The sequence below is a fragment of the Ruegeria sp. AB7 genome (assembly GCF_056542625.1).
In genome coordinates, this window is sequence record NZ_JBQGAC010000006.1 from 15,327 (window position 1) to 34,320 (window position 18,994).

The window sequence follows — 18,994 nt, forward strand, 5'->3', positions numbered from 1 at the left end:
GCGCTAACTACCCCCAACCCTCCTGTTCATGTCCCAAAATACCGTGATAAGAGGCGCTTGACCGCCGGCTCTTTCCGGTATCCGCCCCAATGGTGCACCCGGCCCAAGGCCCTCGCGCCGCCACAGGAGAAGACACACATGACATCTGGACGGGTTAACCCGCAATTCCGCCTCGAAGATCAGGGCATCGAGGGTCTGGGCAATGTCTATTACAACTTCATGGAACCTGCGCTGATCGAAGAGGCGCTGAAGCGCGGCGAAGGCACCCTTGGCAATGGCGGAGCCTTTCTGGTCACCACCGGCAAGTTCACTGGCCGCTCGCCCAAGGACAAGCATGTCGTCAAGACTGACAGTGTTGCCGACAGCATCTGGTGGGAAAACAACGCTGCGATGAGCCCGGAAGGCTTCGATGCGCTGTACGAAGATATGCTGGCCCATATGAAGGGCCGCGACTACTTCGTGCAGGACCTCGTGGGCGGGGCCGACCCCAGCTATTCGATCAATGTGCGCATGGTGACCGAGCTGGCCTGGCACAACCTGTTCATCCGCCACCTGCTGCGCCGCCCGGATCGTGAGGATCTGGACGAGTTCACCGCGGATTTCACCGTCATCAACTGCCCCAGCTTTCAGGCCGACCCGGCCAAGCACAACTGCCGCAGCGAGACTGTGATTGCGATGAACTTCGATCGCAAGCTGATCCTGATCGGCGGCACCGAATATGCTGGCGAGAACAAGAAGTCCGTCTTCACCCTGCTGAATTACATGCTGCCTGAAAAAGGCGTGATGCCGATGCACTGTTCGGCCAACCATGCGGTCGGCAACCCGGTCGACACTGCAGTGTTCTTCGGCCTGTCCGGCACCGGAAAGACCACCCTGTCTGCCGACCCGTCGCGCACCCTGATCGGTGATGACGAACACGGCTGGTCGGATCGTGGCACCTTCAACTTCGAGGGCGGCTGCTATGCCAAGACCATCAATCTGAACGCCGAGGCCGAGCCGGAAATCTACGCCACCACGTCGAAATTCGGCACCGTGATCGAGAACATGGTCTTTGATCCCGAGACCAAAGAACTGGATTTCAACGACGACTCGCTGACCGCGAACATGCGCTGCGCCTACCCGCTGGAATACATCTCGAACGCATCGAAAACCGCATTGGGTGGGCATCCTAAGAACATCATCATGCTGACCTGCGATGCGTTCGGCGTTCTGCCTCCGATCGCGCGGCTGACGCCTGCACAGGCGATGTATCACTTCCTTTCCGGCTTCACCTCGAAGGTCGCCGGGACCGAACGTGGTGTGACCGAGCCGCAGCCCACCTTTTCGACCTGCTTTGGCGCACCCTTCATGCCGCGCCGCCCCGAGGCTTATGGCAACCTTCTGCGCGACAAGATCGCCCAGCATGGCGCCACCTGCTGGCTGGTCAACACGGGCTGGACCGGCGGTGCCTATGGCGTAGGCAGCCGGATGCCGATCAAGGCCACCCGCGCGCTGCTGACCGCCGCGCTGGAAGGATCATTGACCGATGCGGAATTCCGCAAAGACGCCAATTTCGGCTTCGACGTACCGGTATCCGTTCCGGGCGTGCCCGAGGTCCTGCTGGATCCGCGCCGCACATGGGACGACCAGGAAGCGTTCGACAAACAGGCGGAAAAACTGGTGCACATGTTCGCAGAGAACTTTGAACAGTACCTGCCCTTCATCGACGAAGACATCAAAGCCGTAGCGATCGGCTGATCGAATTCAGGGGCCACCTTGGCCCCTGACCCACCAGAGCTTACGCTTCGGCACCTTGCGTGCACACAGACAAGTTCATTGCGATAACGTGCAACATGCGCTATCGCAATTTACCCAAGACGCTTCGAAGCCCGGCGTCCTTTGGCAGCGGCTTCTGTTAAATTTGAACATCGGGCGATCCGGGCTATCTTACTCACATCATGTCTCGGGCCGTTCAACAAGGTAATGATTATTTCTACACGGGGATGGGTGTCGGCGTGATGTGTTCAAAAGGTCAGCCTTTCGAACTGCCTCGGTCCGTCACGGAAACTATAGGCAAGTAATGACTGAAATCTCAAAACTCACCGAACTGCGCAAACTGATGCAAAGCATGGAGCGCACTCTTGGGCTGGAAGAACTCTCACCGGTCGAACGCGACATCTATTATGCCGCCGAAGAACTGTCTAAAGATGATCGCGAAGTACGCACCTTTGGTCTGATCGAACACACGCTGGTCAAAAGCGTATCTCGCCCGACATTTTTCCGCGCGCTGAAGTCTCTGGTTCAAAAGGGTTATCTGTCGCAAAGCGGCAGCGCCAATCGCGGACGGTATCTGGTTCATGCGCCCAGGTGATCGCCACCCCAGATCTGTAATCGGCTGACCCCGTGCGCAGATGGGCCTCTGAAACATTCTATGCCTCTTTGGCCTATGTCGCTGCATCGTTCCTAACATTCCAGGTGCTGATGCCGCTTCAGAACGTGTTTTTTCCCGCATACCCCAGCTATGCCAGCTTATTGTTCCTGCCGCACGGCGTGCGGGTTCTGTCGGCCTGGTTATTGGGATGGAGGGCGATATTCGCACTGTTGCCCGGCGTTGCCATCGTCTTTGCCCTTGTGGGCGGTTGGGATGTTCTTCTGCCCAGCAGATTGCTGGCGATCACTATCGCGGTCACCACAGTTCCAGCGGTTTTTTATGTCTGCAAGGCGTTGGGCTGGGATTTGTTTCCGCGCGTCGATCGGAAGCCATGCTGGCTGTGCGTGATGGGCGTTGGAATCATCACATCGGTATTGGTGTCCGTTCTCACCAACATGGCCTTCGGCAGCGCAACGGCCGAGTATATCGCCTATCTGATCGGTGATATCTCAGGTCTTTTTTTCCTAATGTTGGGCCTCTATTTCGCCTTTCGGTTTGCTGAAAGACGCAATTAACCCAAAAGACCCCTGCGCAGCAGGTTCAGCCCTGCAATCAGCAGTACAAGCAGAGTGAGTTTGCGGAACTGTGCCTGATCGATACGATCCTGCAGAAACTGACCGCCGCGCATTCCCAGTAAGGCAGGGATAATCAGCAGCGCTGAGAACACCGCTGTGTCAGTCCTTAGAATACCCGAACCCAGATGCGCCACAATAAGTGCCACAGCGCCCAGACCGTATATCACGCCCTGCACCCGCATCTGATCCTTCTTCGGTGTATTCAAGGCTGTCAGATAGGCCACGGTTGGTGGTCCCCACACGCCCGAGATGCCGCCGACAGCACCGGCCACCGCACCCACCATAGCCTCAACCCGCATTGAGGGCGCTTGAAGCGTCAGTTTCAGCCCCAGTAGTTGCATCAGAGCGAAGAACGAAACTGGTGCGCCTAAGATCAGCAGAAATGCCTTGGGCGACAGGATGTTGATCAGCTGCGCGCTGGCCAATAGACAGACCAGTCCAACGCTCAGAAATACCTTGAACTTTCGAACTGACGCCGCCGCCGCGGGTAAACCTTCCCGCAAGGCCTGCACCCCATTGGTCACCAGCGTGGGCAAGATTAGACCTGCCAGCGCCAGCTCAGGCGGCAGCATCATGCTAAGACCAGAAACAAGCACCATTGGCATGGCAAAACCGACCATGCCTTTGACCCAGCCCGCGACGAAGGCAACGACCAAAGCCAGACAGAAATCCTGCGGCGACATAAGTGAAAACAGTCCCATCGACCCTTCATACCAGCCCAAAAAATTTCTGCACTGCAAAAGTCACTAAGCAATTTTTGAACTTTTTATGGATGATTTGCGTATTTTTGTTGCGCTGCATGTGCAGCATGATATGACCAGACAACCCAGCAGAGGACGTGATTCATGGCCCATGACGGACAGGATGTGACGAACATGACGCAGCCAGCGGTTTTACCCGATCTTCTAACACTCAGCGCAGCAGCCCTGCCCGGCGTTCAAGCGGTGTTCGATAAGGCGGTCGAATCGGTTCGCGCGCAGGTGACAAGCGAAGGTCGCATATCGGGCGCACTGATCGAGGCCAATCAGACAGCCGCCCATGGGCTGGCTTGGCTGGCCACATACCACCAGTCGCTGCAGCAGATGCAGCGCTGGGCCGAGGCGCTTCAGGCCGAGGGTAAATTCGGCGAGATGGAGCAACTGTTGCATCAGATCGCTTTTGGGGAATACCTGCATCAGATCGCCGGTGGTATTCCGATGAACCAGGGCGAGGTTGTACGTTTGCAGGATCTTGGCCTTGGCTGGGATGCGCTGTCGGGATTCCAATGCAGCGAAGTGCAGACACTGATGGCGCAAGCCAACTCTCAGGCCGCGCGCACGCGTCTGGTTGAGTTGATGCAGGACCAGTCCGGTGCCACGATGTTTGGTGCGTCTGGTCTGGACGAAGAACTGGAGATGATCCGAGACCAGTTTCGCCGCTATGCCGTTGAAAAGGTTGAGCCTAATGCCCATGAATGGCACCTGAAGGACGAACTGATCCCAATCGAGATTATCGAGGAACTGGCCGAGATGGGCGTGTTCGGTCTGACCATCCCCGAAGAATTCGGCGGGTTCGGCCTATCCAAAGCCTCAATGTGTGTGGTCTCGGAAGAGCTTTCGCGCGGGTACATCGGTGTGGGTTCTCTGGGCACACGGTCCGAAATCGCCGCAGAACTGATCATCGCGGGCGGTACGGATGAACAAAAGGCCAACTGGCTGCCAAAACTGGCCAGCGCCGAAATCCTGCCAACCGCTGTTTTCACTGAACCCAATACCGGATCGGATTTGGGCAGCCTGCGCACGCGGGCCGTCAAGGGTGAAGATGGTAACTATAAGATAACAGGAAATAAAACATGGATCACGCACGCGGCGCGCACCCATGTGATGACCTTGTTGGCGCGGACTAATCCCGACAGTACCGATCACCGTGGGCTGTCCATGTTCCTGGCTGAAAAGACACCTGGAACCGACGAGAACCCCTTCCCCACGCCCGGCATGACTGGTGGTGAGATTGAGGTGTTGGGTTATCGTGGCATGAAGGAATACGAGCTGGGATTTGACGGCTTCGAAGTGAAGGGCGAAAACCTGCTGGGCGGCGAAGAAGGCAAAGGTTTCAAGCAGTTAATGGAAACCTTCGAGTCTGCCCGCATCCAAACGGCTGCCCGCGCCATCGGCGTAGCGCAGAGTGCTTTGGACATTGCCATGCAATATGCACAAGACCGCAAGCAGTTCGGCAAATCTCTGATCAATTTCCCTCGCGTCTCGGGCAAGCTGGCGATGATGGCGGTCGAAATCATGATCGCGCGACAGCTAACTTATTATTCTGCTTGGGAAAAAGATCACGGTCAACGTTGCGACCTTGAGGCCGGGATGGCCAAGCTGCTGGGCGCTCGAGTTGCTTGGGCTGCGGCGGATAACGGGCTGCAGATTCATGGCGGCAACGGCTTCGCTCTGGAATACAAAATTAGCCGCGTGCTTTGTGACGCGCGCATCCTAAATATCTTTGAAGGCGCCGCAGAAATACAGGCGCAAGTCATCGCGCGTCGATTGCTGGGCTGACGCCCGAAGCGACGCGGTTTCCCCAACTGAACCCGGCCTTGCGCCGGGTTTTCTTTTTCTTCCGTGTTGTACGGACCTTCAGGCCTATTTCTTCCGAGTTGTACAACTCGGTTTCAGGGCTTAATGGGCGAAACTTCCCCCTCGGATCGAGCGCAGAAATCGGGTAAAGGGCGTCAACCAAACCCAGCGCCCAAGCTGGCCAGAGGAGAATCGAGCGTGAAGATCATCATCGCAGTTTTGGCCACCTGCATGGCCCTTGCCGGATGCGCCATGGCACCAAACACCGGGCCCGATGATGTGGACCAGTTGGCACAAGCGATCCAGCAGCTTGACCCCAAGGTTGACCCTGCCGAGGCGCGGCGTGCAGCCGAGATATCTTATGCCTATTCCAATCAACTGAAACAGGACTGGAACGTCACCGATCCAGCCATCATCCACAACGCAAAGGTCATCAACGGATTTCGCGAAAAAGGTCTGTGCAATGATTGGGCGCAGGCCATGACCACGCGTTTGAAGCAAGAGAACTTTCGCACGCTGGACCTGCACTGGGCCACGTCGCCTCCAACTGCGTTCCGGATCATCCACCATTCGGCTCTGATCAGCGCTAAGGGAGATTCAATGTATGAAGGCATCATCCTTGACCCGTGGCGCAACAGCGGGGTGCTTTACTGGGATCAGGTGCGCGAGGACACCAAATACAACTGGCGCCCCCGCCTTGAAGTGCGCGAAGAGTTAATCAGCGGTGTGAACCCCTACTGACAGGATATTGCGATGTTACGTCTGGCCTTGTTCCTGCCCCTTTTGACCCTGTTCCAATGCGACAAGGATGAGACTGTCGCCGCCTATGGCGCAGCGGATCAGACATGGGCTTTGCAAGAGATCGACGGGCAGCCTTTTGAGGCCAGCGCCCTTTTGCGATTCCCCGAAGAGGGTAGGATTGAGGGCAATGCCCCGTGCAACACCTATTCAGGTACACTGAATGCACCCTACCCGTGGTTCGAGGTCACCGATCTTGTCGCCACCCGCGCGGCTTGCGCCGGGCTTGAAGCCGAGGGGTTTTATTTCGCCGCACTGATGGCGATGACCCAGTCCGAGGTGTCCGGCGATGTGCTGATCCTGCGCAATGAGGACGGGCACGAGATGGTGTTCAAAGCCGCCGAGTAAACTGCGCCACAAATCGCGCGCGTGCGTCCGGCAAAGGCGTATGACCCAGCGACGGAGCCAGATGGTTTTCCAGAAAATACCCGGTCGTGCGCAAGGCTTCAGCAATCTCGGTATCCGGAGCCGCGCCTTCGCCGCGCAGGCAGGGGGGCAAAGGCAGCAGCTTATCGGCCCAGTCCCCTGCCCCCGCCGCACTGACCGCGCGGCCGGTTTTCGGAGAGACATAGACCAACACCTCGGTCGCCCCTGTCACTGCGCAGGCCGAAAGATCCAAGCCAAAGCCCAACTCTTCCAGCAGCGCCAGTTCCCAGCGCAGATAGGCCAGTGGCCAGACGTCATCCTGCCCTAGCAGGTCCATCAACTGTTCTGTTTGCTGATAGATCGCCGGATGAGGCTCGCGTTCGGGCAGGCAAAAGGACAGCAGCGCCACCACCGCATTTAATCCGGCCAGCGCCAGCCGCCCTGAAAACGCCGCTGCAGCACGCGAACGCAGGGGTTCGACCTGAAAGGTACCAAGATGTTCTTCGAGCCGCGCGCGCCAAAGCACGTCCAGTTGCGCGCCGGGTTGCAGGATCGGGGCGATCTTGCGGCTGTTGCCTCCGCGCACAATGCCGGCGTGACGACCATGGGCTTCGGTAAAGACCTCGATGATCGCCGCTGTCTCACCATGACGGCGAGAAGTCAGAAGAATGCCGTGATCACGCCAGTCCAAGTTTGGCCTCGTCAGGTCACCAGATATATACGCAGGAAATCTTATGGCCGTTGCAGGTTCAAGGTGGAAACGCGTCAGGTTGACCCTGTGGAACACCAAAAACACGTTGCGTGACATCTGTTCACGCAATAGTGTTCACTTTATGTTCTACACGGAGGAATTTAAGAAATGTCACTTAACTATGTCATGATCGGTTCAAATGATGTCGTCAAAGCGCGAAGCTTTTACGATGCGGTTGTGCCCAAAATCGGCGGCAAGGTTATTGCTGAATATATGCCCCACGCTGTTTGTTACGAGCTGCGGGGCGGTGGGTCCATGTGGGTCGCGACGCCCTTTGACAAAGAGGCCGCGACGGTTGGAAACGGCAACATGGTTGGCTTGCTTTGCGAAAGTGAAGCGGAAGTTCGCGAGGTACATGCCGAGGCTCTTGCCAATGGCGGAACAAATGAAGGTGACCCCGGAGATCGACCTCAATATGGCCCGAACTTCTATGGCGCTTATGCGCGCGATCCTGATGGCAACAAGATGAGCTTTGTCTATTTTAGCGATGCGGGCTGATCGTGCGCCCTAGAACGTCATACCTGCGTGAATCAGAATGCCGATAACCATCAGCAGGTTCAGCACCATTGAGATACCGTTGCCCACATAGATGGGCAACTTGCCCACCACCAGCCCATAGGCGAACCACAAAAACGACAGCCCAGCATACAGAGACCAGGACAGCAGCGACTGTCCGGTCGCATGTTCGGAGTGGGTGAAATAAAGCTTGATCAGTTGTGGAAGCGTGGCGAAGGGGCCAACGACGCCGATGAAGACCATGAACCCCTCGAACCGCTGCATCCAGTGACCGAGATTTGAGTTTTCCAGTTTCTGGGCAAGCGTTTCAGCCACTCAACCCCCTCCTGTTCCTGCGGCCCCCGGAAGATTGGGCCGTTTCATTCAGCCGGTTGCAAAGCAAAATAGTCGCTTTGCGCCGCGCGTCCAAGATCATTTGGCGCGGGTTAGTCCAGACCTTCTTCACCCAGCAGGTGCCTGCCTTGGCGGTCTTCCACCTCGATTACCCAAAGGTCGGGGTCAAAACTGCGTTGGCGGGTGATGGCGGCATCTACGTCTGCCTCTTCTCCGGATGAGAGCTCCACCCATTTGCGCTCGCCGCTCATCAGATCAAAACTGCGCTGAAAGGCTGCGGCCCGCCCGTTGAGTGTGTTGAGTTTGATTAGCACCGCCCCAGCGGTGTCATCCCCATGCGCCACAACAAAAGCAGGTATTTCCTGCAACCGCAGCCGCGCCAGATAGGCATGCACCCAGAATTCAGCTGTCAGCCGGGTCATGGTTCTGACCTTTCCGTAGGGGTTGAGAATTTTCGACGAAAATTCTTGGCCCGGGTCATGCGTTGCCGTCTTTGAAATCCAGACCCATTTCCGAGTAGCGCTCGGACTCCTCCAGCCAGTTGGGCCGGACTTTCACCTGCAAGAACAGGTGAATCTTGCGGTCCAAAAACTCTTCCAGCTCGGCACGCGCCGCTTGACTGACGGCCTTTATGGTCTCACCACGTTTGCCCAGCACAATCCCTTTGTGGCCATCACGCATGACATAGATGACCTGATCGATCTTGGCCGAGCCGTCCTTGCGCTCTTCCCAGTTCTCGGTCTCGACGGTCAGCTGGTAGGGCAGTTCCTGATGCAGGCGCAGGGTCAGTTTCTCGCGCGTCATCTCAGCCGCGATCATGCGCAGAGGCAGATCCGCAATCTGGTCTTCTGGATAGAGCCACGGGCCCTCAGGCAGTTCCGAGGCCAGCCATTTGCGAAGGTCGTCGACACCGTGGCCTTTTTCGGCCGAGATCATGAAGGTCTCGGCAAAGGGATAACGCGCATTCAGGTCACTGGTCAGCGCCAGCAGCTTTTCCGAGGGCACCTTGTCGATCTTGTTGATCGCAAGTGCGATGGTGCGGCCCTGTCCGATCTCTTCCAGGCCTTCGAGGATGCGTTCGACACCTTCGGTGATGCCGCGATGCGCCTCGATCATCAGCACGACCACATCCGCATCTGCAGCCCCGCCCCAAGCGGCGGCTACCATGGCACGGTCCAGACGGCGGCGCGGTTTGAAGAGGCCCGGCGTATCCACAAAGACCAGTTGCGCATCGCCCTCCATCGCCACGCCACGGATACGAGCACGGGTGGTTTGCACTTTGTGCGTCACGATCGAGACTTTGGCTCCGACCATGCGGTTCAGAAGGGTGGATTTGCCTGCGTTGGGCTCTCCGATCAGGGCGATAAATCCGGCGCGTGTGCTCATGTGTCCTGCGATCCTGTTTGCAAGTGCGCACCCCTATAGCAGAATGCGCGGACGGGCCAGAGGGATTTGTCGCATTGCGGATATCAGTGAGCGAAGGCCAGTCTGCGGCCCATAGGGCGACGCTGCCCGGTCGGCCGGTGCCGGCATTGGCCGGGCTTGATCGCGCGATCAGGTTGTAGTGTTCAACGCCAGAACTTGGTTCGGATAGGCTTGGTCCCCGATCCGAAAATCTGTGACTCCGACCTGCCGGAACCCTTTGGCTAGATAGAAGTCGATTGCGGGCGTGTTCTCGGAATTGGTTGTCAGCCAAATCGACGGGCGCCCTTTTTCACGCATGTAGTCAATCGCGATATCAAGCAGCGCTGAGCCGATGCCTTTACCTTGATGGCGGTGCTGGACGTAGAACGTCACGATTTCTAGGTCAGAAAGCCCGTCCACAGGTGCGGCGCGACTTTCCGCAAGCCGAATATAGCCGTCGATCCCGTCTTCGTTTTCGGAAACCATCAAGAGGTCTTGGCCGTCCTCCAATATGGCTTCGAACCGGGCGGTCGTGAACTCGGACAGTGCGAACTCGGCAAAGAAGGCGTTCACACCACGCTTTAGATAGGTTCCGATCCAGACCTCAATCGACAGGGCCGCGAGGCTGGCGGCGTCGGCTTTCTGGGCGGGTCTGATTTTCATGATCTGGCTGCGCAGAGGATCAAGACAACTGTTCCAACAACGCCTTTGCCGCTGCCTGTTCGGCCTGTCGCTTGGAGCCTGCGGTGGCCTGAGCTTCGGTACCATTCTGCAGACGAGCGGCGATCGTGAAGATCGGGGCATGGTCAGGGCCGGTGCGTTTGACCTCGACATAGCTGGGTGGTTTCTGGCCGCGGGCCTGTGCCCATTCCTGCAGGGCGGTTTTTGCATCGCGGGCGTCGGCCTCGACCTTGTGGATGCGATCGCCCCAGAGGGCGAGGATCACGTCTCGGGCAGCCTCGAACCCTGCGTCGCGGTAGATGGCCGCGATGACCGCCTCCATCGCGTCGCCCAGCAAGGCCTGCTTGCGACGACCTCCGGACAGCATCTCGGACCGGCCCAGTTTCAGCACCGCACCCAGATCAATCTGGCGGGCCACATCGGCGCAGGCTTCCTTGCGCACCAGCGCGTTGAAACGGGGGGCCAGTTGGCCTTCGGAAGCTTTCTTGTCAGCCTCAAGCAAAGCAGTGGCCATGACGAGGCCCAGGACGCGGTCGCCCAGAAATTCAAGACGCTGATTGTCGGGGCGCGTGGCAGAGGACACCGAGCCGTGGGTCAGCGCGCGCACCAGCAGTTCAGGGTTGGAAAACTCATACCCCAAGCGCTGCTGGAACGCCTTTATCTCAGCCGATAGCTTCAATTGACCGCCTTGAAGAAGCGGTCACCGCGCCATGTCCAGAAGAACAGCATCGAGCGACCTGCGGAGGAGAACATGATCCGGTCGGCGCGACCGATCAGGTTTTCGTACGGCACAAAGCCAACGCCTCCGGCGGATTGCGGCAGACGGCTGTCGGCTGAGTTGTCGCGGTTGTCACCCATGAAGAAATAGTGGCCCTCGGGTACGGTATAGACCCCGGTATTGTCGGAGCCCTGATTGCCGATGTTCAGCACGTCGTAGGAAACGCCATTTGGCAAGGTCTCGATCAGGCGGTTCTTTTCGCAAACACCGCCGATCCCGACGGGACCGTTGGAACAGCGCGGGCGCAGGCCTTGTGGGCCCTGCGGTTCAGCAACTTCGGTGAACACACCGTCGGGTTGCTGCGGCACAGGAGTGTCGTTGAGGATGATTTGGCCTCCACGAATCTGGATACGATCACCCGGCAGGCCGATCAGTCGCTTGATATAGTCGCGCCCTGTCACCGGATGGCGGAAGACGATGACATCGCCCCGCTCGGGATCGCCACCCAGCAGACGGGAGTTGTCATCACCCTGCATCCAACCGCACACATCCTCGGCATCGATGTTCAGGCCGACGCTGGGGATGATCAGGCTGGGGCAGGACGCGTAGGAATAGCCATAGGCCATCTTATTGACGAAGAGGAAATCACCGATCAGCAGCGTCTGCTTCATGGAGCCTGAGGGAATCCAGAACGGCTGAAAGAAAAGCGTGCGGAAAACGCCCGCGATCAGTAGGGCGTAGACGATAGTTTTGATCGTCTCCCAGACGGCGTTTCCGGATTTGGCTTCCTCGGCCATACTGCTCTCTCCAGTCTATGCGTGGTTGGGGTGCTACATGCGTGTCGGGTGGAGGCAAGTCAAGGCTGCGCGGGTGCTTCTTGCAGCGGACGGGCCTCGATCACCACAAAGGCCTGCGCCCAGGGGTGATCATCGGTCAGGGTGACGTGGATGATCGCCTCGTGGCCTTCGGGAGTCATTTCTTTCAGACGCTCGGCGGCCCAACCGGTGACATGCATGACGGGCTGGCCGGTGCGCAGGTTGGTCACCGCCATGTCTTTCCACGCGATCCCCATCCGCAGGCCGGTGCCTAACGCCTTCGAGCACGCCTCTTTCGCGGCCCAGCGTTTGGCGTAGGTGCCCGCAGTATCGGCGCGACGCTCAGCCTTGCGCTGTTCGGTTTCAGTGAAGACACGGTTACGGAAGCGGTCGCCGAACCGGTCGAGCGTGCCCTGAATGCGATCAATATTTGCGAGGTCGGTGCCGATGCCGAGGATCATGTCAGACCTCCAACACAACGGTCCCGAGCTTTTGCCCCGCCTCGACCATTGCGTGTGCATTTGCCGCATCCATCAGCCCTCCGCCAGGGACGATGGCGTGGGACAGTGCGCCTTGTTCCAGCCACTGGCCCAACTGCGCCTCGCCACGACGGCGGGCGGCGGCGTCGAGTTGGTAGACGATCAGCATATGCAGGCGGATGTTCTTGAACATGAAGCCATAGAAATCCAGTTCGGGCTTCATTTGCGAAGCCGAGGCATAGCAGGCGATGGTGCCACCGGGGCGGATCATAGAAAGGGAAGCGGGTTGGTTGGCTGCGAAATCAACCTCGACAATGCGGTCTATGCCTGCGCCGTTGGTCATGTCCATCGCCGCCTCGGCCACGTCTTGCGTGCGGTAGTTGATCCATTCGGACGCGCCGGAATGGGCGGCTTTTTCATCTGAACTGACCGTTGTGATAACGCGTGCGCCGCCCAGTGCGGCCATCTGGCAGGCGTAGCGTCCGACCGTGCCTGCGCCGCCGGTCACAAGCACGGTCTGGTCAGTGATCGGTCCGTCACAATAGAGCGCGTACCATGCAGTCAAGGCGGGGATACCAAAACACGCGCCCTCGGCGAAGCCGGTCGTATCTGGAAGGAATACGGCCTGTTCGGAGGGGAGCGCGATGTATTCGGCCCCAGTGCCAAAAGCGCGTTGCCATTGGCCGTTCCAGATCCAGACACGTTCGCCGACGCGCGCGGGATCGACCCCTTCGCCTACGGCCTCAATCACTCCGGCCCCGTCCGAGTGGGGAACAACCATCGGGTATTGCATCACAGCGCCAGGGCGCGCGCCGCCGCGCAGCTTGACGTCTGAGGGGTTGATGCCGCTGGCATGGACCCGGACAAGAACGTCGCCTGGGCCGGGGTTGGGCGTGGGCAGATCGACCAACTCAAGGACATCCGCCGCCGCACCAAATCCGCGATAGGTGATTGCTTTCATGACAGTCCCTCGTCTCCTATTGGTCAGCTATTGGTCAGCCGCGTCGGGCGTTTCCAGATCGAACACCAAGACGCCCTCGGCCCCATCCACGCACAGCGCGACGAGCCGTGCGCCAAGTTGCTGGTGGGTTTCGTCACTGGCATAGCGCTGTAGGTCGGCCTGAGCCGCGAAATCCAGTGTGAAGCCGTAGGGATAGCTTGGGGATTTTGCCTCAAAATCGCGGTTGGGGCCGTGGATGAAGCCACCGCAGCCCGACAAACGGTCTGCGACCGCGCCCAGCCCATCCATCACAGCGGCAAGCTCTGCGGTGTCGTGATCAGGCTTGAGTCGCAGCATCACGCAATGGCGGATCATCATTGCACCTCAGAGGTCATGACAGGCGCACCGTGAGAATCTTGTAGCTGGCCACGCCAAAGAAACCCGCGAAGGCAAAATCAAACCAGCGGCGGGCGCGGCGATAGGCGTTGACCATGCGCGCAGACGAAAACAAGAAGGCGTAGCCGATGAAGATCAGCAGTGAACCCGCATAGAGCATGGCGAAATAACCCAGCAGCATAGCAAGGCTGGCGTCATTTGGCGCAACGATGGCGTAGATCGAGCCCCAGCTGAGGATCGCCTTGGGGTTGGTCAGATGGATCGCCGCACCTTTGGCAAATATCGTACCCAATGAGCCGGTGACCGGATTGCCCAGCGCCACTTCATCCGAAGTCAGCGCGCGACGTAGCGCCTTGAGCGCCAGCCAGCCCAGATAAGCGACGCCGATATAGCGGATCACCTCGAACACCCAGACATTGGCCAGCATGATCGCCGACAGCCCCAGCGCGGCGGCGATGCCCCACGCGGCGGACCCGGCGCAGATGCCCAGCGCAAAGGCCAGACCGGCGGTGCGGCCTTCGTTCATGGCGGTTCCTGCGATGCCCATGGTGGCAGGGCCCGGAGAGCCCCCGGCCATGAGCCATGCAAACCAGATCGCCACAAAACCGGGTGTGATCATGCCCGCGCCTCGTCCATCAGGCGGCGCATTTCGTGAACCGCAGGGGTGAGGCCCCGGAATATCGCCTCGCCGATCAGGAAGTGGCCGATGTTCAGCTCTCGCACTTCAGGGAAGGCTGCCACCGGTTGCACGGTGTCGTAAGTCAGCCCGTGACCCGCATGAACTTCAAGACCCAGCGAATGGGCATAGGCGGACATCTCGCGCAGGGCTTCCAGTTCGCGCGCGGCGTCGTCCAGTTTGCCTTCGGCGTGGAAATCGCAATAGGCACCGGTGTGCAGTTCGATCACCTCGGCCCCAATGCGGTGGGCGGCGTCGATCTGGCGCTGGTCGGCGGCGATGAAGATGGACACGCGGCAACCCACATCGCGCAGGGGCGCAATGAAATGGGCCAGCTTATTTTCCTCGCGCGCGACTTCTAACCCCCCTTCGGTTGTGCGTTCCTCGCGCTTTTCGGGAACGATGCAGACAGCGTGCGGCTTGTGGCGCAGAGCGATTTTCTGCATCTCGTCCGTTGCGGCCATCTCGAAGTTCAGCGGCACCGACAGGATCTCCATCAACCCGTCGATATCGGCGTCCGAGATGTGGCGGCGATCTTCGCGCAGATGTGCTGTGATGCCGTCGGCCCCGGCCTCTTCCGCGATCCGGGCGGCGCGTAGTGGGTCGGGATAGGCCCCGCCGCGCGCATTCCGCACGGTGGCTACGTGGTCGATATTCACGCCCAGACGCAAACGGTTGTCAGACATCTTTCGAATCCTTCATTGTCCCTGAGGTCGAGCCTAGTGGTTTTGTCGGGGGAACGTCAGCCTCTGCCTGAGCAAGGCGTTTGATTTGTTCAAACTTCGCTTTGATTCTGGCGCGGCGGCGTTGCTGATAAGTACGGATAAGCGGCAGGCTAAGATAGGCGCAGATCACTCCGGCCACGATGCCTGGAATGACCCCGCCGATCATATAAGGAAAGAACACATCGTCATAGAACCGGCTAAGCCCGTGCCAGTCCGCCTCGCGATGGGTAAACATGGCGATGCAATTGTCCTTGAGATCGCCCATCGCATCCGCAAATTTCCCCATCAACCCATCGGTATCGTCTTTGCGGAACTTGGTCCCCAGCAGGAAATGCCCGGTTTGCAGGCTGATGACCGCGATCGGCACATAGGTCAGGGGATTGCCAAAGAACGTGCCGCTGAGCGCGGCAAGAATGTTGCCGTTCAGCAGGCGCGCCAGCACGGCGGCGACCAGGAAATGCAAGCCATAGAAAGGCGTGAACGAGGCAAACACCCCTGCCCCGATGCCACGCGCGATGCGTTCCGGGCTGTCAGGCAGGCGCCGAACCCGATGTTTGACATAGTGAAAGGCACGGGTCCATCCGCCGCGCGGATAGACGAACTCTGACGCGACTTGGACAGGCGAGCGGCGATCTCGGCGCTTGAAAACCACTCGTGATCACCCCTTCTCAGCCAGCCGCAACGGCGGGTTTCGCACTTTCCCGGTACCGTTCGACCGCAGCAACGTCGCTTTCAGCCTCGAGCATCAGCATCAGCGAATGCAACTGTTCAAGATCGCGAAGTTCGACATTGATCATCAGCCGATAAAAATCCGGTTTGCGGTCGACAAATTCGAGGTTCGAGATATTGGCCTTTTTCTCGCCGATCAATGTGCAAATACGCCCCAGCACCCCGGCATCATTGCCGATGGTCAAATCCAGCGTCGCGCCATAGACGGCGGGGTGGGTGCCCGAATGCCAGTGCAGATCAACCCAGCGCTCGGGTTCATTTTCAAACTCGGTCAGGCGATCGCAGTCGATGGCGTGCACGACAACACCTTTGCCACGATAAGTAATTCCGACGATGCGCTCGCCTGGCAGTGGCTGGCAACAGGGGGCACGATCGAATTTCTGGCCCGGTTCAAGCCCGATCACAGCACGACGGGGCGAGATCGCGTCGCCATCATCCTTGGTGAGTTCGGGGTATACGGCTTCGACCACCTCATGGGCGGTCAACTCGGCACTGCCCAGACGGGCCAGCAACTCGTCCCGATCTTTTAAACGCAGGTGTTTGGCCGCGGTTTCCAGCGCCTTGTCGGTGGCTTTGCGGCCCAGGTTTTCGAACCCGGCGCGGGCCAGTTCCTTACCCAGCTTGATGAAGCGTTCCCGGTCGACCTCGCGCAAGGCGCGGCGGATCGAGGTGCGGGCTTTGCCGGTAACCGCGATCTCAAGCCAAGTGACCTGCGGGCTCTGGCCATCGGCGGTGATGATGTCCACCGATTGACCGTTCTTGAGCCGGGTCCAGAGCGGCACACGAATGCCATCAACCTTGGCCCCCACGCAGGCATGACCAATGCGGGTGTGGATTGCGTAAGCAAAATCAATCGGCGTCGCCCCACGCGGCAGTTTCACCACATCGCCCTTGGGGGTGAAGCAGAACACCTGGTCCGAATACATCTCGAGCTTCACAGCTTCGAGGAAATCCTCATGATCATCCTCACTGTCGAATTGCTCGGTCAGGTTTGCGATCCACTTTGCCGGGTCAACCGCAAAGGGGTTTTCGGACCGCACACCGTCGCGATAGGACCAGTGCGCTGCAACGCCGGTTTCGGCCACATCGTGCATCTGACGGGTGCGGATCTGGACCTCGACCCGTTTGCCGTCGCGCCCCGAAACTGTTGTGTGGATCGAGCGATAACCGTTCGATTTCGGTTGGCTGATATAGTCCTTGAATCGCCCTGGCACCGCGCGCCAGCGCTGGTGGATGGCACCGAGTGTGCGATAGCAGTCTTCCTCGGTCTGGGTGATGATGCGGAACCCGTAGATGTCGGACAAACGTGAGAAACCCTGATCCTTTTCCTGCATCTTGCGCCAGATCGAATAGGGTTTCTTGGCACGACCAAAGACTTCGGCTTCAATGCCCGCCTTTTCCAATTCGTGCCGCATGTCGCCGGTGATGCGATGAATCACGTCGCCGGTTTCGCGTTGCAGAGTGATAAAGCGGCGGATGATCGACTGGCGGCCTTCGGGGTTCAGGACGCGGAAGGCAAGGTCTTCGAGTTCCTCGCGCATCCATTGCATCCCCATCCGGCCCGCAAGCGGCGCGTAAATATCCATTGTCTCACGCGCTTTTTGCACCTGCTTTTCAGGGCGCATCGCCTTGATCGTGCGCATGTTGTGCAGGCGGTCGGCGAGTTTGACCAGAATAACCCGAAGGTCCTTGGACATGGCCATGAACAGCTTGCGGAAATTCTCGGCCTGTTTGGTCTCACGGCTGGACAGCTGCAGGTTGGTCAGCTTGGTGACGCCATCGACCAGCTTGGCGACCTCATCCCCGAACAGTTCGGTAACCTTGCCATAACTGGCTTTGGTGTCTTCGATCGTGTCGTGCAACAGGGCCGTTATAATGGTCGCATCATCCAGACGCTGTTCGGTCAGGATGGCGGCAACGGCAACGGGGTGCGAGAAATAGGGCTCGCCGGAATGGCGGAACTGGCCTTCATGCATCTGTTGGCCAAATTCATAGGCCCTTTCGATGCGGTCGGCATTTGTCTTGGGATTGTAATTGCGGACCAGCGCAATCAGGTCTTCTTCTGAAATCATCCGGTCCGCACCTTTGTCGCTTGGGTTACCCTTGGCCCTGGGCCTCCATCAGAGCGCGCAGGAGCTTTTCTTCCGACATGTCGTCATCCGCCGGCTTGTCGGATTCCGCACCCATTAGCAGGGCCATCTGATCTTCTTCGGGCTCATCAACCTCGATCTGGGTCTGGTTGGCTTCGATCAGACGCTCGCGCAGCTCATCAGCGCTTTGGGTTTCGTCGGCGATTTCGCGTAGCGAGACGACAGGGTTCTTGTCGTTATCGCGGTCAACGGTGATCGGGCCACCAGCAGAAATCTCGCGCGCCCGGTGGGCCGCAAGCATCACCAGTTCGAACCGGTTCGGGACCTTGTCTACACAATCTTCGACCGTAACGCGGGCCATGGGGCGCTCTCCGTAAATGAATCCGTGGCAGGAAGGGGTTTATCTAAGCGCGAATCCCCGCCTTGACAAGCAAGAAATGCCGCAAATGCGAGGATCACAGAGGCTTGACCTCTGCCACCTCATCGGGCGGCAAGGCTGCAACCATCTGCGTCACTGTCCGGTCCAGAACGGGATGGCGCCAATCGGGGGCGACATCCATCATGGGAACAAGCACAAAAGCGCGGTCCTGCAAGCGCGGATGGGGCAGGATAAGGTGTTCCGGCGCAGATTTGGTCTGATCTTCGGGGGGAAGGGTCAGCCAGCGCTGGTATTCGGCGTCATCCGGCAGCACAAGTTCATCCCAACAGACCAGATCGAGGTCCAGAGTGCGCATGCCCCAACGCTGTTCACGGGCGCGCTCAAAATCATGTTCGATGCGGTGCAGCAGGTCCAGAACACCCTGTGGCGTGAGGTCCGATTCGATCAAAACCGCTGCGTTGACATAGTCCGGCCCTGCCCCTGCCGGAAAGCATGGGGTGGCAAAAAACCGGCTTGTCTTGCGAATCACCAAGCCCGCCTCGGCCATCGCGATCAGCGACCGCTCAAGTGTCACCTTGGGCCCACAACCTCTCAGACTGAGATTTGCCCCTAGGGCAATGACCGCTTTTGACAAGGTTTTGTCCACTTCAGACCCCAT

The 18,994-nt window shown here is 58.8% G+C and carries 24 protein-coding genes; 7 read left to right on the forward strand and 17 right to left on the reverse strand.

Annotation, left to right across the window (positions count from 1 at the left end):
* Window positions 1–138 precede the first annotated feature (138 nt).
* The 3 genes from ACR0EN_RS15330 to ACR0EN_RS15340 all read left to right on the forward strand — a co-directional run bounded on the left by ACR0EN_RS15330 (window position 139) and on the right by ACR0EN_RS15340 (window position 2,925).
* Complete coding sequence (locus tag ACR0EN_RS15330) at window positions 139–1,737, forward strand: phosphoenolpyruvate carboxykinase (protein ID WP_170587887.1); 1,599 nt, start codon at window positions 139–141, stop codon at window positions 1,735–1,737.
* Between the two features lie 322 nt (window positions 1,738–2,059).
* Window positions 2,060–2,350, forward strand: a complete 291-nt coding sequence (locus ACR0EN_RS15335; protein ID WP_170392600.1) for a hypothetical protein — start codon at window positions 2,060–2,062, stop codon at window positions 2,348–2,350.
* Between the two features lie 32 nt (window positions 2,351–2,382).
* Window positions 2,383–2,925: a hypothetical protein gene (locus ACR0EN_RS15340; RefSeq protein WP_255611805.1), complete on the forward strand. Its 543-nt coding sequence runs from the start codon at window positions 2,383–2,385 to the stop codon at window positions 2,923–2,925.
* Here the strand turns inward: ACR0EN_RS15340 and ACR0EN_RS15345 are convergent.
* Entirely contained in the window at window positions 2,922–3,686 is a 765-nt protein-coding gene (locus tag ACR0EN_RS15345; protein WP_170508472.1) for a sulfite exporter TauE/SafE family protein, read from the reverse strand. The genes ACR0EN_RS15340 and ACR0EN_RS15345 overlap by 4 nt on opposite strands.
* A gap of 144 nt (window positions 3,687–3,830) precedes the next feature.
* Between ACR0EN_RS15345 and ACR0EN_RS15350 the strand changes: the two genes are divergently transcribed.
* The 3 genes from ACR0EN_RS15350 to ACR0EN_RS15360 all read left to right on the forward strand — a co-directional run bounded on the left by ACR0EN_RS15350 (window position 3,831) and on the right by ACR0EN_RS15360 (window position 6,686).
* Complete coding sequence (locus tag ACR0EN_RS15350) at window positions 3,831–5,522, forward strand: acyl-CoA dehydrogenase family protein (RefSeq protein ID WP_170513458.1); 1,692 nt, start codon at window positions 3,831–3,833, stop codon at window positions 5,520–5,522.
* 216 nt (window positions 5,523–5,738) lie between these two features.
* Window positions 5,739–6,281 (forward strand): hypothetical protein, encoded by a 543-nt coding sequence (locus ACR0EN_RS15355; RefSeq protein ID WP_170402284.1) that lies wholly within the window; start codon window positions 5,739–5,741, stop codon window positions 6,279–6,281.
* Between the two features lie 12 nt (window positions 6,282–6,293).
* On the forward strand, window positions 6,294–6,686 hold the full coding sequence (locus ACR0EN_RS15360) for an META domain-containing protein (protein WP_170818858.1): 393 nt from the start codon (window positions 6,294–6,296) through the stop codon (window positions 6,684–6,686).
* Here the strand turns inward: ACR0EN_RS15360 and recO are convergent.
* Window positions 6,670–7,395: a DNA repair protein RecO gene (recO, locus tag ACR0EN_RS15365; RefSeq protein ID WP_170818859.1), complete on the reverse strand. Its 726-nt coding sequence runs from the start codon at window positions 7,393–7,395 to the stop codon at window positions 6,670–6,672. The genes ACR0EN_RS15360 and recO overlap by 17 nt on opposite strands.
* A gap of 168 nt (window positions 7,396–7,563) precedes the next feature.
* Here recO and ACR0EN_RS15370 point away from each other — a divergent pair, with 168 nt between their 5' ends.
* Window positions 7,564–7,953, forward strand: coding sequence for a VOC family protein (locus ACR0EN_RS15370; RefSeq protein WP_170402289.1), 390 nt, complete (start codon window positions 7,564–7,566; stop codon window positions 7,951–7,953).
* A gap of 9 nt (window positions 7,954–7,962) precedes the next feature.
* Here the strand turns inward: ACR0EN_RS15370 and ACR0EN_RS15375 are convergent, their stop codons facing one another.
* The 15 genes from ACR0EN_RS15375 to folK form a co-directional block, all read right to left on the reverse strand.
* The gene (locus ACR0EN_RS15375; protein WP_170392607.1) at window positions 7,963–8,286 is read right to left on the reverse strand and encodes a SemiSWEET transporter; all 324 of its coding nucleotides are present in this window, start codon (window positions 8,284–8,286) and stop codon (window positions 7,963–7,965) included.
* Between the two features lie 110 nt (window positions 8,287–8,396).
* On the reverse strand, window positions 8,397–8,726 hold the full coding sequence (locus tag ACR0EN_RS15380; RefSeq protein WP_480587584.1) for a DUF1491 family protein: 330 nt from the start codon (window positions 8,724–8,726) through the stop codon (window positions 8,397–8,399).
* Between the two features lie 55 nt (window positions 8,727–8,781).
* On the reverse strand, window positions 8,782–9,690 hold the full coding sequence (gene era / locus ACR0EN_RS15385; protein ID WP_170392609.1) for a GTPase Era: 909 nt from the start codon (window positions 9,688–9,690) through the stop codon (window positions 8,782–8,784).
* A 168-nt stretch (window positions 9,691–9,858) separates the two neighbouring features.
* Complete coding sequence (locus ACR0EN_RS15390; protein ID WP_170425217.1) at window positions 9,859–10,371, reverse strand: GNAT family N-acetyltransferase; 513 nt, start codon at window positions 10,369–10,371, stop codon at window positions 9,859–9,861.
* Between the two features lie 19 nt (window positions 10,372–10,390).
* Complete coding sequence (gene rnc, locus ACR0EN_RS15395) at window positions 10,391–11,068, reverse strand: ribonuclease III (RefSeq protein WP_480587588.1); 678 nt, start codon at window positions 11,066–11,068, stop codon at window positions 10,391–10,393.
* Complete coding sequence (gene lepB, locus ACR0EN_RS15400) at window positions 11,065–11,904, reverse strand: signal peptidase I (protein ID WP_170625107.1); 840 nt, start codon at window positions 11,902–11,904, stop codon at window positions 11,065–11,067. Before lepB ends, rnc begins: the two co-directional genes overlap by 4 nt.
* Window positions 11,905–11,963: 59 nt before the next feature.
* Window positions 11,964–12,383, reverse strand: coding sequence for a holo-ACP synthase (gene acpS, locus ACR0EN_RS15405; RefSeq protein WP_170392613.1), 420 nt, complete (start codon window positions 12,381–12,383; stop codon window positions 11,964–11,966).
* Window position 12,384: 1 nt separating this feature from the next.
* On the reverse strand, window positions 12,385–13,362 hold the full coding sequence (locus tag ACR0EN_RS15410) for an NADPH:quinone reductase (RefSeq protein ID WP_480587591.1): 978 nt from the start codon (window positions 13,360–13,362) through the stop codon (window positions 12,385–12,387).
* 27 nt (window positions 13,363–13,389) lie between these two features.
* Window positions 13,390–13,716 (reverse strand): Dabb family protein, encoded by a 327-nt coding sequence (locus ACR0EN_RS15415; RefSeq protein ID WP_170636242.1) that lies wholly within the window; start codon window positions 13,714–13,716, stop codon window positions 13,390–13,392.
* A 16-nt stretch (window positions 13,717–13,732) separates the two neighbouring features.
* A complete protein-coding gene (locus ACR0EN_RS15420) occupies window positions 13,733–14,356 on the reverse strand; it encodes a LysE family translocator (RefSeq protein WP_170425202.1) in 624 nt (207 codons plus the stop codon).
* Window positions 14,353–15,099 carry a pyridoxine 5'-phosphate synthase gene (locus tag ACR0EN_RS15425; RefSeq protein ID WP_170392617.1) on the reverse strand — a complete coding sequence of 249 codons (747 nt, stop codon included), beginning with the start codon at window positions 15,097–15,099 and terminating at the stop codon, window positions 14,353–14,355. The genes ACR0EN_RS15420 and ACR0EN_RS15425 overlap by 4 nt, the downstream gene beginning before the upstream one ends.
* Window positions 15,092–15,790: a DUF2062 domain-containing protein gene (locus ACR0EN_RS15430; RefSeq protein WP_170392618.1), complete on the reverse strand. Its 699-nt coding sequence runs from the start codon at window positions 15,788–15,790 to the stop codon at window positions 15,092–15,094. Before ACR0EN_RS15430 ends, ACR0EN_RS15425 begins: the two co-directional genes overlap by 8 nt.
* 16 nt (window positions 15,791–15,806) lie before the next feature.
* Window positions 15,807–17,939, reverse strand: a complete 2,133-nt coding sequence (locus tag ACR0EN_RS15435) for a RelA/SpoT family protein (RefSeq protein WP_170392619.1) — start codon at window positions 17,937–17,939, stop codon at window positions 15,807–15,809.
* A 25-nt stretch (window positions 17,940–17,964) separates the two neighbouring features.
* Window positions 17,965–18,318 carry a DNA-directed RNA polymerase subunit omega gene (gene rpoZ / locus ACR0EN_RS15440; protein WP_010437681.1) on the reverse strand — a complete coding sequence of 118 codons (354 nt, stop codon included), beginning with the start codon at window positions 18,316–18,318 and terminating at the stop codon, window positions 17,965–17,967.
* Window positions 18,319–18,412: 94 nt separating this feature from the next.
* Complete coding sequence (gene folK / locus ACR0EN_RS15445) at window positions 18,413–18,994, reverse strand: 2-amino-4-hydroxy-6-hydroxymethyldihydropteridine diphosphokinase (RefSeq protein WP_170818862.1); 582 nt, start codon at window positions 18,992–18,994, stop codon at window positions 18,413–18,415.